13 protein-coding genes and 2 pseudogenes are annotated in these 14,347 nt (G+C 65.5%); 4 read left to right on the top strand and 11 right to left on the bottom strand.

Features of this window, described 5'->3' with window-relative positions; all coding sequences use genetic code 11:
• Nucleotides 1-100 precede the first annotated feature (100 nt).
• Nucleotides 101-1,669 carry a transcriptional regulator gene (locus tag ACQPZF_RS26990; RefSeq protein WP_433261497.1) on the top strand — a complete coding sequence of 523 codons (1,569 nt, stop codon included), beginning with the start codon at nucleotides 101-103 and terminating at the stop codon, nucleotides 1,667-1,669.
• Nucleotides 1,666-2,016: a signal peptidase I gene (locus ACQPZF_RS26985; RefSeq protein ID WP_433261495.1), complete on the top strand. Its 351-nt coding sequence runs from the start codon at nucleotides 1,666-1,668 to the stop codon at nucleotides 2,014-2,016. The genes ACQPZF_RS26990 and ACQPZF_RS26985 overlap by 4 nt, the downstream gene beginning before the upstream one ends.
• Here the strand turns inward: ACQPZF_RS26985 and ACQPZF_RS26980 are convergent.
• From ACQPZF_RS26980 to ACQPZF_RS26965, 4 genes are all read right to left on the bottom strand, one after another.
• Complete coding sequence (locus ACQPZF_RS26980; protein WP_433261493.1) at nucleotides 2,005-3,558, bottom strand: transcriptional regulator; 1,554 nt, start codon at nucleotides 3,556-3,558, stop codon at nucleotides 2,005-2,007. The two genes, ACQPZF_RS26985 and ACQPZF_RS26980, sit on opposite strands and share 12 nt — an antisense overlap.
• A gap of 343 nt (nucleotides 3,559-3,901) precedes the next feature.
• A complete protein-coding gene (locus ACQPZF_RS26975; protein WP_433261491.1) occupies nucleotides 3,902-4,276 on the bottom strand; it encodes a hypothetical protein in 375 nt (124 codons plus the stop codon).
• Between the two features lie 405 nt (nucleotides 4,277-4,681).
• The gene (locus tag ACQPZF_RS26970) at nucleotides 4,682-5,356 is read right to left on the bottom strand and encodes a DUF4145 domain-containing protein (RefSeq protein WP_433261489.1); all 675 of its coding nucleotides are present in this window, start codon (nucleotides 5,354-5,356) and stop codon (nucleotides 4,682-4,684) included.
• 33 nt (nucleotides 5,357-5,389) lie between these two features.
• Nucleotides 5,390-6,721 (bottom strand): PIN-like domain-containing protein, encoded by a 1,332-nt coding sequence (locus ACQPZF_RS26965; protein WP_433261487.1) that lies wholly within the window; start codon nucleotides 6,719-6,721, stop codon nucleotides 5,390-5,392.
• Between the two features lie 418 nt (nucleotides 6,722-7,139).
• On the opposite strand from ACQPZF_RS26965, the gene ACQPZF_RS26960 reads away from it, so the two are divergent.
• The gene (locus ACQPZF_RS26960; protein WP_433261485.1) at nucleotides 7,140-7,910 is read left to right on the top strand and encodes a transposase family protein; all 771 of its coding nucleotides are present in this window, start codon (nucleotides 7,140-7,142) and stop codon (nucleotides 7,908-7,910) included.
• A gap of 190 nt (nucleotides 7,911-8,100) precedes the next feature.
• On the opposite strand, the gene ACQPZF_RS26955 is transcribed toward ACQPZF_RS26960, so the two are convergent.
• Nucleotides 8,101-9,762 carry a recombinase family protein gene (locus tag ACQPZF_RS26955; protein ID WP_433261483.1) on the bottom strand — a complete coding sequence of 554 codons (1,662 nt, stop codon included), beginning with the start codon at nucleotides 9,760-9,762 and terminating at the stop codon, nucleotides 8,101-8,103.
• A gap of 364 nt (nucleotides 9,763-10,126) precedes the next feature.
• Between ACQPZF_RS26955 and ACQPZF_RS26950 the strand changes: the two genes are divergently transcribed.
• Nucleotides 10,127-10,312 carry a PspC domain-containing protein gene (locus ACQPZF_RS26950; RefSeq protein ID WP_433261481.1) on the top strand — a complete coding sequence of 62 codons (186 nt, stop codon included), beginning with the start codon at nucleotides 10,127-10,129 and terminating at the stop codon, nucleotides 10,310-10,312.
• On the opposite strand, the gene ACQPZF_RS26945 is transcribed toward ACQPZF_RS26950, so the two are convergent.
• The 6 genes and pseudogenes from ACQPZF_RS26945 to ACQPZF_RS26920 all read right to left on the bottom strand — a co-directional run bounded on the left by ACQPZF_RS26945 (nucleotide 10,276) and on the right by ACQPZF_RS26920 (nucleotide 14,255).
• Complete coding sequence (locus ACQPZF_RS26945) at nucleotides 10,276-10,614, bottom strand: hypothetical protein (RefSeq protein ID WP_433261479.1); 339 nt, start codon at nucleotides 10,612-10,614, stop codon at nucleotides 10,276-10,278. The genes ACQPZF_RS26950 and ACQPZF_RS26945 overlap by 37 nt on opposite strands.
• 64 nt (nucleotides 10,615-10,678) lie before the next feature.
• Nucleotides 10,679-11,278, bottom strand: a complete 600-nt coding sequence (locus ACQPZF_RS26940) for a hypothetical protein (protein WP_433261477.1) — start codon at nucleotides 11,276-11,278, stop codon at nucleotides 10,679-10,681.
• A gap of 301 nt (nucleotides 11,279-11,579) precedes the next feature.
• A pseudogene (locus ACQPZF_RS26935) lies at nucleotides 11,580-11,891 on the bottom strand (FAD-dependent oxidoreductase); the annotation flags it as partial.
• A gap of 87 nt (nucleotides 11,892-11,978) precedes the next feature.
• Nucleotides 11,979-12,467, bottom strand: a pseudogene (locus tag ACQPZF_RS26930) (macro domain-containing protein); the annotation flags it as partial.
• A gap of 904 nt (nucleotides 12,468-13,371) precedes the next feature.
• On the bottom strand, nucleotides 13,372-13,728 hold the full coding sequence (locus ACQPZF_RS26925) for a hypothetical protein (protein ID WP_433261475.1): 357 nt from the start codon (nucleotides 13,726-13,728) through the stop codon (nucleotides 13,372-13,374).
• 14 nt (nucleotides 13,729-13,742) lie between these two features.
• Nucleotides 13,743-14,255, bottom strand: coding sequence for a TetR family transcriptional regulator (locus tag ACQPZF_RS26920; RefSeq protein WP_433261473.1), 513 nt, complete (start codon nucleotides 14,253-14,255; stop codon nucleotides 13,743-13,745).
• Nucleotides 14,256-14,347: the final 92 nt, after the last annotated feature.

Genomic DNA, 14,347 nt, shown 5'->3' with positions numbered 1-14,347 from the left:
ATGCCGCTAATTCCACTGCGATTAGCGGCCGGAACCCATGCACCACCGATGCACAACCAGTGCAGGTTCAATGCATATCGCGCGCGGGGGTAGCGACGAGATGAGCTTGAACGACGGCTGGACCGGCCGAACCGCGTCCGCCCTCCAAGCCGCTTTGCGCCTCACCAATGAGACGTTCGCCGAACACTTGGGCATCGGTGTCCGCACAGTCGCGTCCTGGCACCAGAAGCCGGACCTACGGCCGAAGTCGGAGATGCAACAGCTCTTGGACACGGCACTGGACCGAGCGGACCCAGCGGTCAAGGCCCGGTTCGCCGCACTCGTTACCGGACCGGCCCTGGACCTCCCGGAAGGTGCGGCGGCCGACGCAGAGGCACGGTTGAGCGGAGACACGTCCATCGTCGCCGCTCTGGACTGGCTCGACGAACACGCCCACTGGGAGCCGGGAACCGCCCGCCGAGAAGTGGCTGCACGGCTCGTGCGCCTGGATGTCGGAGCACTATACGACCGAGGCGTCCGACGTGGCCGGATCAACCAGCGCGACTCAGCCCGAGCACTTGCCGACTACTACGGCGAACCCACCGACGACCACGGCCGCTACACGGCCCGGTTCGGCACCGTCGAAGCGTCCACCACAGTCCTGACCCACCGAGACTGGCTGGACCTCGACTGCCCACTGCTCCCCAGCCACGACCGCCTCAAGCTCACGGGCGTAACCCCGGACGATGATCCAGCGATGGACGAGGAGACCGCCGGGCGTGCCGCTCAGCGGTTGGCCGAGACGCTGGCACTGGGCAACCGCATGGTCAACATGCCCCTGTTCCGGCTACTGGACGTAGGCGTGCGCAAGCACGCGATCGCGAGTTCCGTTGGCGTGACGAGCTTTGTGGGGTACGTGGTGACGATGGACCTGCTCGAAGGCGAGCTGGTCGATGCGCTCACCACCGGCCAACCGACTTCCCGCGGAACGCTGCCCCTGCGCGACGCCTACCTACCGGACCTCGCCGGCGCCCTCAACGTGTCCGACCGAATGTGCGCCGGCGGCGCCCTCGCCCTGACGGCCATCGCACGCCCGGCCGACCCCTTCCGAGGCGAAGCGGACTACCTCCTGCTGGTGCAGGAACGCTCCGGCCACGTGATCAACGCCGCGCGCCGGTTGGCAGTCATCCCGAAAGGCTTCCACCAACCACTCACGGACTTCCGCGCTGACGCACAGATCGGCGCAACGCTCCGCCGTGAGATGGAAGAGGAACTGTTCGGCCGCGAAGACATCGACAACACGGTGGGGGAGCAGCGCCACGCCGATCCCATGCACCCCAGCCGCCTGTCCGAGCCGATGCGCTGGCTCATGTCCGGCCCCGGCCGCCTACGCATGGAGTGCACCGGCTTCGGCCTCAACCTCGTGAGCGGCAACTTCGAGTTCGCCAGCCTGATCGTCATCGAAGACGAGGAGTTCTGGACCCGCTACGGCGGTCAGGTGCGGGCCAACTGGGAGTCCTCGAACCTGCGCCAGTACTCCAGCCTGGACAGGGAGCTGCTGGAAGAACTCGCCAACGACGTAGCGTGGAGCAACGAAGGGCTGTTCGCGCTGATGCAAGGTCTCCGCCGACTACGCGAGATCGGCGGAAACCGCGTCAACCTGCCAACCATCGAATGGGAGATCAAGTGACCGCCAACTGGCAGGCCGGAAACGCCACCGAGGACGGCAGCGACACGCGCGGCTGGCTGGTAGGCCACTTCATCGACCCGTCCCAGGGCATCCGCTCTCAGAAGGACGTAGAGGTCAAGTGGGCCAACCACCCAGCCGGTGACAAGCGCCCGGACTGGACGGCAGACGACCAACGGACCACCCTGGTTCTCCTTGTGCAGGGCCACTTCCGCGTAGACACCACCGAGGGCAACTCCACCATGACGCGCCCCGGCGACTACATCATGTGGGGTCCAGGCGTCGACCACTCGTGGGAAGCCTTGGCCGACTCCACGGTCATGACCGTCCGGTGGCCATCACAGACCTGACAGCTCAACGGCCGGCAAGTCCACCCGCTTCCCACCGATCTCCCGAAGCCGCCGAAGTCCTTGGAGCAACGCGAACAACCCTTCGTTGCTCCAAGACTCGCGCGCCACCAGATCCTCAACCAGCTCGCCGTCAAGGCTCGAATAGAGCTGCAACCCAGCCGCTTCCCAGTTCGCCTCAACCTGACCGCCAAACCGTGGCCAGAACTCCTCATCCTCGATGACGACCAAACTGGCGAACTCATAGTTCCCACTCACCAGGTTGAACCCGAACCCGGTGCACTCCATCCGCATTCGGCCAGGCTCTTCGGCAAGCCATCGCATCGGCGCTGACCACCGCCCCGGATGCATCGGCGAAGCGGCCCGGCTCTCCCCGGTGGTGGTATCCACCTCCGCGCGCCCGAACAGCTCCTCTTCCATCTCCCGAAGCAGCGTCGCGCTCACCGGCACATCACCCCGGACATCGTTGAGCGGCTGGTGAAATCCCTTCGGGATGACCGCCAGCCGCCCAGCCGCATTGAGCACATGCCCAGACCGCTCCTGCACCAGCAACGCATAGTCAGGCTCACCCCGGAAACGATCACGTGGCCGCGCGATGGCACACAGAGCCAGCACGCCACCCGCACACGTACGCGCCGGCAAGTCGAGCACGGCCTCCAGGTCCGGCAGGTACTCATCCCGCAACGGCAAGCCGCCGTGATGCCGGCTCACCGCGTCGACCAGCTCACCCTCAAGCAGATCAGCGGTCAGCGCGTACTCAACGAACGGCACCAACCCCACCGTGCCCACCAGCGGATCGCCCTGCTCGATCTCCAACAACCGGTACAGCGGAAGGTTCGCCACCCGCACCCCAAGCGCGGCCGACTCGGCAAGCTTCGAAGCCGCCGCGTGAGCCATCGCACCCCCCAGCTCAGGCCGCGCAGTCTCCTTGTCCCGCAACAACTTCATCCGCTCGCTACCGTCCGCCAGCGGTCGAACCTCAGCCCACCACTCCGGTGCACCGAAGATCGTGGTCATGAGGCCCTGACCGCCGAAGCGAACCCGGTAGGTGTCGTACCCTTCCACCCCATCGCGGTAGTAGTGGGCCAGCGTCCGCACAAGCTGCCGACGCCCAACCCTGCCCCGCGTCGCGCGCCGATCGAGCAAGGCACCAGGCTCCAACCCGGACAGTCCAGACCGGACCTCAGCGCGACTCGTGCCAGCCGACCACCCGGCCCGATCGTCCAGCCAGTCAAGCGCCGCCGCGAACTCGACGTCCGCGCGGACAGGCGGCTCAGCAGTCGCGACCCTCACCAGACCAGCGTCCGGCGAAGGCACGGCCAACAGCTCCTCAATGCCGACCTCAAAAATGCTCTCCAGCAGCCGAGCAGTCACCTGCCGAACCGGCCTTACCGGCTCCCCGGACGACTTCCGCCCAGCCACCAGGCGCTGAAGGTGCCGCAGCCCCAACGTGCCCGGTTCACCGCGCTCACGAGCGAACGTCTCGGCGTACTCGGCAAACTCCTCCAAGGTCATCCGCCGCTCACGAATCTTCTGCTCAAGCACCGTGCGAGGCGTCCGCATAGCCCCGCCTCCCATCACGTCGGACCAAGATCAGAGCTGACTGAGCGCTGACCATCTCTTGATTTCAGTCTGACATGCCCACGCCTACTTGATTCCAAGCCATGCCCATAGAGATCAACCAGGCGTCCCCGCAGCCGTCCCGCGTGTCCCACCTACCACTATCGCGGGACACCTCCCAAACCCGCACTGACCAGAGCAAACCGCCCATGGGACACCGGGACGCGTGCCCGCAACCCCGTCCCAACGGACACAAAACGGCTGTGGGCGGGACATCCAGAGATGCGCCGCCCACAGCCGTCCCGTCCCACTCACTGCCGAGGGGGCGCTACCCCATGAGCATCTTCCGGAGCGCCAAGGCAGGCGACACCCACACGACCCGCACCGCCACCTCGTCCGACTTGCCGTAGGGCTTGAGCGCTTCCTCCGTCGTCCCGAACGTGCCGCACGCCTTCCCGTCCACCGACACCACGTGCACCCACTCGTCAGCAGAAATCCCGAACCCCATCACCCGAGCGATCTCCGGGTTCTTCACCTCGTACTCCACCACGGCGAACACGCTGGGAGCCGACGCCACCACCATGTCCAACATGTCCGGGTCATACGGCTCAGAGCCGAGATCTCCCGCACCGCACCGCGCCTCTGCGGCCTCTTCCTCGGTCACGCCGTCCCCGGACTCCGCCAAAGTCGTCACAGCCGCCATGCCAATCATGTTCCTTCCAGACGATGCCGACCAACAGACGACGGCCCCTCAAGCACAGCCAGAACCTCCTGCTGCGCCCACACCGCCGCCGCAGCGCTCTCCACGCACTGCCGCACATACCGCCGACCAAGCGCGACGACGTAGAGCGGAGGCAACACCAACCAGACCAGGAACAACACAATCCCGCCTACGTCGACGCTCAAAGCGCTCCACATCTCCACCACCACCTCGATCGGACTGAATGCGTAATGAGGAGTCTGGGGAAGTCGTCACAGGTAAGTCAACGACAAAAACCTGACATGAAACGACATCGGGCGACTTGCTGAGCTGTCTAAAGTGGAGCATTCGTGAATGCCTGAGCTCCTGGAAATCGCTACAGTCTGCACAAGCATCCCAGGGGCGCTTTTATGGCAGGTTCTCGTCTGAAGCAACTCCGTCGGAGTTCGATTGTCGACGTTGTTTGAAGTCTGCAAACTTCCTGGAGTAGAAGTAGACATAGTCTAGTAATGCCTCGGCGAGTGCAAGCGCATCCTGTGCATCCTGCTTAGTCAAAGCTTCGCCGGTGTAGTGGGCTGCTGTATTTCCTAAAGTTCGAAGCTCCGTGGTCCATTCCACCAATTGGCCATCGATGATCTTTCTCTCCTCCATTTTTCGGAGGGACGAGATAAGAGTCCTCTCGTTGATTGAGTGATCTGCGCAGACTCCCTCGAGTGTTCTGCGGACCATGACTACGGCGGCAGTATATGCTTGATGCTTGAAGCAATTCCGAGCTTGTGTCATCTCGTTTCGGATTGCCGAGGGTATGAAGTTATTCAGATACCCCTCTTCCCATGGCCACACCCTTTCGGGTGTGGACCAACCATCGAATCGTTGCGGTGAAATTTTCTGCTGAAGAAGTGCTACGTCCCCGCATCTGGTGCATTGTGACAAGGTGTAGCGGACGTTCTCGTGTCCGATATCGGGCTGGTTAATCGCAATGAAGCCGTATACTGACAATTCGCCGGGATCATCGCATATGAAGCAATTTGCGATGATCTTTCCGACAACTTCTGATGAGCGAGATTCCGGAGTGATGGGCATCGCATTCCAGTCGGTTCGTTGACATGAGAGCTCTTACGAGGAGGCGGTGAGGCCCTTTTGATCAGCGTAGGCGTTGCCAGACCAAGATTTATCGGCGGCGCGCCATATAGCGGCCACGCCATTTCGTTCGAGGATGGCGAGTGTTATCGGATTGGGGATGGCATCGGAAAGAATCACGCCCTCCTCTGCCCCCTCCTGTTGTGCTGCTTGACTTATCGAACCGAGCATGTCGACTCGTAGGACTGTGGCGGCGGATCGGAACTTGAAGAAGTAACACGCCCCATTTATGTTGGCAGTAAAGGAGCCGTATTGGTCCTGTGTAGCTGGTTTCGTTTCGATTCCGCGCTTCGAAAGGTATTCTGAGTATGCCATTGCAATCAATTGTGCTCGAGCGTGTATATCGTGTGTTTCGGGCCGTCGGTCAATGTTCACCTCCGAACCTTCCACAGTCAGCACGTTGTCGACAGAAGCGAACGTCACAGGTAGGGAGAATAGATTGCTTGCGAGTCGCAGGAACGTATCTGGACGTGCCATGAAGAGCTTTTTGCCAGTTCTTTCTGCCAACTCTTCGAAGAGTTCCGGTCGTGGACCCAATAGTCTGCCTCTTGATCTCCTCCACCAGTCTTCTTTTGCATCGGCAGTAATTAGGAGAACGTCGCGCGAACGCAGTTCAGCTTCTCTGAGTGTTTGTTCCCACTTGATGTAGTCGCCGGATGCTGATCGATCCGCCTTATTCCTATCCATGTATCCTGGAGGAATTTTATTCGCAAGCCTGCGCTGACCTTCTTGAATTGCGTTTTCAAGTTCGCTTTGCGACAGTGGTGGCCCTACGTTTTTCTCTAGTGCACCCATCAATTCTCGTAGCACGGGATCGCGTGTTGTATCTCGCGCTTCGCTCAGGTCATTTCGGGTGCCAGTACTAAGTATCTTTTGCTGTACTTCTTCGACCGCTCGCGAGAGTATATTCTCAAGAGAGTCTAGTTGGTCGGTTGACAGCGATACGCGGCGTCCCCAGGTCTGCATTTCCATGAGCATTTTGATTTCTAGGCTACGCAGGGAATCTGAAGTTCTCTGCGACAGCTTCGTTGCTTCCTCAACGATGTGCTCTCTATTTTCCCAAAACTCTTGCATAGCCTCGTGGGGAATCCAGAGATTGGGTCCTATAGCGGAGAAGGTGCCAATAAAGTCCCTGCGGGTCTGCGGTGTATACAAATATAAGCTGAGCAGGCAGCTCGTGTCGAGCACTACTAGGCCACTCGCAAGAACCCTGTGATAGTCATCTTTCGAAGCTGTCTGGTACGCTCCAAAATTATCTGCAATATTTGCACCATCTCGAACTTGTCTGTGCTCGTTGTCATCGGTCATTGCGTGACCTCCTTGTGTTGGTTCGATTGCACGTGCGGACGGCACGTGATTAGACTCGACTGAAAAGTCTGATTGCTCTTTCCTGAGTGAACCCTTGCATGGCTTCTCTTCTTTCGTCATCTCTGTCGTTTTTGCGGTCATGTTAGGAGTGCACACTACTCTAGCGAGCTGCTGGGCATGCCACTGACACCGGATCGCGTCAGAGGCTCTGTCAGCGTGCCCTCTTCGTCTTGCGGTCTGCTCTGCGTCGCCTCGCAGAACCCTCCTAGGCGCGTGGAGTTGACGCAAGAGAGCGGTCGGTTGTGAGCATCGGTGACCTTGAGCCTTATTCAAAAGTGTTGCCCACCCGTGGAATAGACAACAGCCCCGACCGGTTAGGATCGCTTCTTCTCACGGAAACCGATCCACGGCGGGGCTGTTGCACTACGAGTCTACTACCGGGCTCGACCCGGACCAGATCCAGGAGTTGGTCGCCAGGATCCGACAGATCCTGCCGCCGGAACGACGACGGGGACGGCCTCCCGCACTCGGCCTGTACCGGTCGGTCGTGGTCACCCTGATCCTGCTGCGGTCCAATCTCGACCAGGCCACCCTGGCCGATCTGGTGGGGGTCAGCCAACCGACGGTCTCCCGCATCCACCGCAGACTCACTCCACTGGTGGGCCAGGCCCTGTGCCTGCACATCCCGCCCGTCCCCGAGATCCTGCGCGGCCGGGCCGTACTGGTCGACGGCACCCTGATTCCGATCGGCGACCGCGCCGGCCGCCAGGACCACTTCTCCGGCAAACACCGCAGGGTCGGCGTCAACGTCCAGGTCCTCGCCGACCTCGGCGGAACCCTCCTGGCGGTGTCCCCGCCGCAACGCGGCTCGCTGCACGACCGCACCGCCCTGGCCCACACCGGCTGGGAAACCCACCTCACCGACGCCATCGGCGACCTCGCCTACCGCGGCACCACCGTCGTCACACCCCGCCGCCGCAACTACGGCGGCGGCGAACACTCACCCGGCGACCTCGAATGCAACCGCGAGATATCCGCCCTCCGCGCCCCCGTCGAACGCGCCATCGCCCACCTCAAAAACTGGAAGATACTCAAAACCGGCTACCGAGGCCGCCTCGCGGAACTCCCCACCATCATCCGCGTCATCACCGCCCTGGAATTCTACCGACTCGGATGGCAGCCATTATGAATAAGGCTCCTTGGCAGGTTCGAAACTTTGGATGGAATCTTAGTGTCGGGCCTTTGGGGTTCATCCGCACAATAATTTCAGGTAACACCGGCTTGGTCATGGAATTCTACTGCTGCCATGAATCGTTCCGCAGAACTACCTGGGTGAATAGTCTTCGGACACATAATTTGCCCCGCGAGATATCTCCAGGTCACCTGGAAGGCTCGCGGGGCTTGGTGTTTCCCGACGCTGCTCCGAGCCTACCCGTCGACCGCTGGCCGTGGGGTGTCTGCTGGCGTGCGGGTAGGAGCAGCGGGCGACGCCCGGCTCTTCGTGCCAGCTCCTGTTGACTGTGGTTGTCATGGAGCCCGCTCGGCGGGCGGTCGTCTCGCCCGGCCCGGCAGGTGTCTCGCGACCGCCTGGCGGCGATAGCCGCGTGCAGCCTGCTCTGCCGTCGTCGTCGCTGTGGCACCGCAGGGCGTTGCGGGCGGGGCGGCGGCCGGAGAGGCTGTCGCGCAGAGTGGATTTCGCTGGCTGGTGCGTCATCCCGGTCCGCGGGTGTGTCGGGCCGGTCCGTCTCCTTGGCTGTCGCGTAGGTCAGGGACAGCAGGAGTTGGTTGTCTCCGTTCCGGAGCGTGTCGTTGCTGGGCTGCTGGGCAAGGCGTCTGCGTGGTGTGCGCGCTGACGTGGTGGTGCCGCGGTCGAGGAGTTCGACGCGGGTGGCGTCGCAGCGGAAGACGAGCCCGAGTTCGTCGGCCAGTCGTGCGGTCTGCTCGGCGTCGGGGTTGTCGGTGATGCCCGTGGTGGTGAGGTGTGCGGCGATGCGGGGGAGTAGGTGGTCCTCGCGCAAGTACAGGTTGCCGGGTGCACTCTCCGGTCGGGTGCGGGCGCTGGTGTGACCGTGGCGGCAGCGGTAGGCGGCCCGGCTGTGGGAGCGGTAGGCGGCCCGGCTGTGGGAGCGGTGCGAGTCCATCTTCCGCCCGCACAATCCGCATTGAAGCCGGCCCGCCAACAGGTAGACGCACTCGCCACCATCAGCGTCGGCGGCCTGGCCGGTGCTGTGCCGGGCGGCTTGGATGGTCTGGGCGGTGACGAAGTCCTGTTCGGACACCAGCGGCGGGTGGGCGATGCGGGTCGAGATCGCCCAGGCGTGCTGCTCGTTGCGGACGCTGGTCCGTCGGCCGCTCGGCGAGCGGGTGGCGCGGTCGGCGCTGGTGCGGTTCCACACCTGGCGGCCGGTGTAGCGGGGATTGCCCAGGATCTCCACCACCGTGCGCAGCGACCACTCGGGGTCCACCCGAGCCCTGTCGCGTTCCGTGTCCACACCCGACGGGCTGGGCACGGCCTGCTCGTTGAGGTGACGGGCGATGCCCGCGGCGCTGTGCCCCGCCAGGCGTAACGAGAAGATCAGCTTCACCACGGGTGCCGTGGCCGGGTTCGGCACGAGCCGCTGCTGCCGAACGCCGCGCCGCGCCAACGCCCGGTTCGGATGCGGCCCGGCGTCGACGAGCCGGTAGCCGTAGGGCGGCCTGCCACCGAGGTAGCGCCCCTGCTCGACGGTCTGCATCCGCATGGCCGTGACGACCCGGTGCCGGGAGCGCAGCACCTCCGTCTGCGAGCGCGCCGCGAGCAGCGACAGCAACGCCTCGTGCGCGGGGTTGTCGAAGTCCACAGGCCCCTCGGCCTCCGGCAGCCACAGCTGCACCCCGAACCGCTCCAGCACCGCCCGCAGCTCCCGCACCTGGGCGCCGTCGAGGAACGCACGCTCGTACTCGCCGACCACCACCGCGTCGATCCGATCCGCGTTCGCCGCGATGTACCGCAGCATCGCCGCCGCCCGAGGCCGCAGATGCCACGGCACCTGACGGGACACCCCACCTCGAAGTACTCTCCCACGATCGCGCCGTGCTCCGTGGTGACCCTGCGCGAGACATCCAACTGCCACGCCCGCGAGGTGCGCGGGTCCTGGTGCTTACGGGTGGAAGCGCGACCGTAGAACAAGAACCGCAGACTCTCCACCGGAGCGGCGTCCAGGGCCGGGATGCCCGGTGGGATGGTCGCGGCGATCCACTCGGCGAGCGTAGTCGGGCGTGGCAGGGCGGACACCGTCATGACGCGGTCCTCGACATCGGAAGGGGCTGGATGCCGAGGTGACGAGACACGCTTGCCTCGATGACAAAGAACTCCGAAGATACGCCCGGTTGGAGTAGTTAAAGCCGCCTGGTTCGTCGAAACGCATGACGACCAGCGCACTGAGCAGGCCACGCGACAACCGCAGGATCGCCGGCGTCTGCGCCGGTCTGGCCCAGCGATGGGGTATGAAGCCTGGCGCGGTCCGGCTCCTGTTCGTGCTGTCCTGCCTGCTTCCCGGCCCGCAGATCCTGATTTACATCGTCCTGTGGGCCATCATGCCCTCGCGCTGACCATCGTCGGCGGCTCCCACCATCTGAGACCACAGCACGTCGGCCTTGTCCGGCGACATGTCCCACTGCACCGCGAGCGCCGTGATGTCGAGGATGAGTCGCATGGCCGGAGTCTGGGCTTGTGTGGCGCCTCCGAGCACCTCGGCGGCGTAAGCAGGCCCGCTCGATTGGCCGTCCTCGCTGTTGATCTCGTTCTCGATGCGGTTGGACACCTCGACGAGGAACCGCGCGATGCCGTGGACCACACGGTCGTCGGTTCCCAGGGCGGCGATGGCGCGAAAAGCCTGGTGGAACCGCTCCACCTCGTGTGCGATGCGCTCGTCGTGCGTTGACGACGTCGGTCGGACGCCGACTGCGCCGAAAAGCTCACCGACACCCCGTGATCCGGCCCGCCACGCCGATCACGTCGTCGACACCCGGGAAGTGCAGGCTGCCCCGGAGGCCACCGGACAGCACCAGGCGCAGGCGGGCACGTGCCGCGACGTGCAGTTCGGCGTGCCCGCTCCGGCCGACTAACCTGAGTTCGCGCACCATCACGGGCCCGAACTCGGCATCGGCGTTGAGCGTGCCGCCCACGTGACCGGTGACCTCCGCGCCGATGGTCCAACCGGAGCCGAGGGACAGCGATGCGCTGGCGACGGTGAAGTTCAGTGCGTGGTGGCCCAGCGGGAAGCGGCGGGAAACCCGGTCGTGCAGCACGCGATCAGGCAGCATGAACAGCGCCGGCGGCACGGTCCTGGACCGTGGCACCGACGGCTCCGGTGGTGCTTCCGCGTCGGCGTCGACCCCGGACCGCTCCGCGCCGACCGGACGACTCCGCGCCGCTTCGAGCAGAGCCGGGACGTCGGCACGTGCGACCGCCGTCACCGTGCCCGCGACCACCAGCCGTGCGGGCAGGTCGACGATCGCCGGGTCACCCCTCGCGGCGCACAACGCCGTGGCGATCTCCACACGTTCCTCAGGCATGGCGGAGTCCAGGGCGTCAAGCACTCGTCGGTGCCCCTCGTCCGGGGTGGTCAGGCCGGTGCGTTGGACTACGGCATCCGTTGGACGGCGGCGTTGCCCACCGCCCGCTGGAGGCGGGCAAAAGCAGCCGGGGACAGCGGTGCATACGGGGCGACGACCGACTCGTGACTCGAAACGGTGAGGTGGGTTCGGCTTGTTGCTGTGGTCCCATCGCCGCATGCTCCAACACGGCCCGATCGTCACCATCGTCGTTCGACCGATCGAGGTCCGGAGGTGCAGTCGTTCGGGCGGAGTTCGACGGTCAGGGTGTCGGTTGGCCGATCCGGCTGAACGCCTTCAGGAGCGGCCCGGGCGAGTGCTCGTTGAACAGCATTTCCAAGCTGCGCGCGGTTTCGGCTGCGGTGTCCTCGGAACAGGGGAAGAGTTCGGCCTAGTAGGCGGCGAGCGCGGTTTCGACGTCGTCGGGGTGGGCGGCGATGGCCAAGGCGAGCCCGGACCTGTCGTACATGGCGAGGTTGGCGCCTTCGCCGGCGAACGGTGACATCAGGTGTGCGGCATCGCCGAGCAGCGTCACGCCGGGCACGCGGCCCCACGAGTGGCCGACGGGCAGGGCACATCCAGGGGCCTCAGATGCTCTCGTGCCACGTAGCCCGACCGGGTGGTGCGTAGAGCCGCTGGCCGGTCGGCAGGCGTGCTCGGCGAGCGTCGCCCACAGCCGGCCGAGGCTCGTCCAGAGCATGTCGACGGTCGAGTGCGCCACCAGGTCGTCGCCCATCGTGCTGTACGCCGGGCAGAACACCCGGCCGTCGTCGGCGGGCAGCACCGCCACCGTGCCGATCGGGTAGCGGACGAGCTTGCCCAGGCGCTTGTCCGCCCTGGCGACCGCCGCCTGCGGCTCGGCCGAGTCCAGCGCCTCGGCCAGGTCGCGGTCCAGGCGGTCCACGCGGCCCGCGTACCGGCGGTCCAGCAGTTGGCCCTGGACGCTCCGCCGGCTGATCACCAGGTCGTCGGTGGTGTCGGTGGCGAAGGTGTCGGCGAAGCCCACGACGATGTGCCCCGGCTGGTCGAACAGGTCGCCGACCACCACCCGGACCGCGGTTGCCGGGTGTCGGAAGTCCCTGCGGACACCGACCGGACGCGCTCCCTTCCGCAGGCCCCACGCCAGCCCCACCACGGCGGGCACGGCCATCGCCGCCCACGACTGCCTGGCCGCCGTGTCCAGCAGGACGTCCACGACCGCGGTGGCCGCGACCGCGACGCCGAAGGCGGACAACGCGTGCACGGCGAAGCGGGGCGGCGAGATGCGCCGGCGAATCGGCGGCCGCACGGGGGACTTCCGCCGCGACGCGGATTCCCCGACGGGAGCGGGCAGTCGGGGAACCCGCAGCCAGGCGTGGGTGGAGGTGCGCTTCACGCGCACCGGGATCTGCTGGTACTCCTCCGGGGCGGCGGCCGGGTCCTGCTCGACCACGTCGTGGAAGAACGAGTCGGAGACGACCAGCGACAACGGCGTGTCGCCGCGCTTCAACACCAGCCGCGCGGCCTCGGCGTCGAGGATGCGGAACGCGAAGCTGATGGCGGGGCTCACCGCACCCCTGCTGTTGAGCCGCACCTCGCCGGCGTGCAACGCGACCCGGAGTCTGATCGCGGCTCGGGCGGAGTGCACGGCGTTGTGCCGGTGCAGGGCGCGGAGCAGCCCGTCCGGCAGCCGATTGGCGAACGCGCTCTTGGAGACCTCGGACGGGACCAGGATCAACGCGCCGTCGCCCCGGTTCTCGGTGAAGCACTGCCCGAGTTCCACACCGGCGTCGGAGAAGGCCGAGCCGAGGATCCGTTGCAGGCCGTCGTGCGCGGCGGCCTGGTGCGCGGCGGTGCGGGCGGGGTTGGTGTAGTCGGCGATGTCGACCACCACGATCGTGCGGTGGTGCGTCTCGGGTAGCGTCATGAGACTCCCGTACCAGCTACTCCGGGCCGGCCGACACGACGTTGGTTCGGGAAGGCTCGTTCGGGTGGACGGGCCCCCGGCGCGGAACCCACGCCGGGGGGTGGCCACCGGTGCCGTGCGCCCGTCCGAGGAGGGCGTCGAACACGGGTCAGGAGCGGTGCAGGGCGTTCTCGATGAGTGCGACGGCGGTGCGAGGGTCTTCGACTTCGACGACCAGGCGGGCGTACCGCTCGTCGGCCAGTTCGATGACGATGGCCTTGGCGGCGTCGTGGACGTCCCAGAAGACACGTTCTCCGTCGCGGTGGAAGGTGCCTGCGGTGATCACGCCGGGCAGGTGTGCTCCGGGGGCCCGGATTCCCTTGGGTTCCTTGACGATGCCGGGGTCGACGGTGGCGCCGCGGACGTTGGTCAGAGGGACGGTCAGGCGGCTCTTGAGCGCCCAGAGCTTGTCCAGCCCTTCGATCGTCACGACCAGGTCGCCGCCGTCGATCTCGATCCGTGCCATGTGGTGCTCCTTCATCAGGTGTCGAACCGCCGCGCCAACGCGGCGGAACCGGGTTCGGTGGCGGAGTCGGTGGCCCGTGCGCGCAGGCGCAGCCCGAGCAGCGCCGAGGTGAACGCGCCGGTCTCCGTGGCGTCCGAGGTGGGCAGGACCGCGCCGAGCGCCCGGTCGAGGACCTCCAGTGCCTCGCCGACCAGCGCGGCGACCCCAGTGTCCGAGGGCGCGCGCTCGACCGCCGCCAGCAGCAGCAGGTCCAGCCCCGCCTCCGCCACCAGGCGCGCGGCCTGTGCCGGCCCGTCCGCCTCGGTGAGGGCCTCGGCGAGCGGACGGACATCGTCGTCCAGGAGTCGGCGCAGCGCGGCCAGGTACAGGCCCTGCTTGCTGCCGAAGGTCTTGTACAGGCTGTTGCGATGCACACCGAGGCGGCTGACCAGGTCGTCCACGGAGACCCCGTCGTACGCCCGCTCCGCGAACAGCGCTGCCGCGGCTCGCACCACTTCGGCTTCGTCGAATCCCCTCGGTCGGCCCATGCGGCAACCGTAGACAATTCGGGAACGATCAGTCAAGAACGATCGTTCCTAAATTCGCGCGAGCTCGGCCTCCGCGTTCGTCACCAGGGTGG

This window comes from Actinosynnema sp. CS-041913 (assembly GCF_050942485.1).
In the GTDB taxonomy this organism is placed as follows: domain Bacteria; phylum Actinomycetota; class Actinomycetes; order Mycobacteriales; family Pseudonocardiaceae; genus Actinosynnema.
This window is presented reverse-complemented; position numbering and strand designations above follow the sequence as displayed.

Coding starts and splice junctions, on each gene's coding strand:
- ACQPZF_RS26920 (WP_433261473.1), bottom strand. CDS start 14,255: ATGGGCCGACCGAGGGGATTCGACGAAGCCGAAGTGGTGCGAGCCGCG.
- ACQPZF_RS26940 (WP_433261477.1), bottom strand. CDS start 11,278: ATGCCTGAGGAACGTGTGGAGATCGCCACGGCGTTGTGCGCCGCGAGG.
- ACQPZF_RS26975 (WP_433261491.1), bottom strand. CDS start 4,276: ATGGCGGCTGTGACGACTTTGGCGGAGTCCGGGGACGGCGTGACCGAG.
- ACQPZF_RS26970 (WP_433261489.1), bottom strand. CDS start 5,356: ATGCCCATCACTCCGGAATCTCGCTCATCAGAAGTTGTCGGAAAGATC.
- ACQPZF_RS26925 (WP_433261475.1), bottom strand. CDS start 13,728: ATGGCACGGATCGAGATCGACGGCGGCGACCTGGTCGTGACGATCGAA.
- ACQPZF_RS26990 (WP_433261497.1), top strand. CDS start 101: ATGAGCTTGAACGACGGCTGGACCGGCCGAACCGCGTCCGCCCTCCAA.
- ACQPZF_RS26965 (WP_433261487.1), bottom strand. CDS start 6,721: ATGACCGATGACAACGAGCACAGACAAGTTCGAGATGGTGCAAATATT.
- ACQPZF_RS26950 (WP_433261481.1), top strand. CDS start 10,127: ATGACGACCAGCGCACTGAGCAGGCCACGCGACAACCGCAGGATCGCC.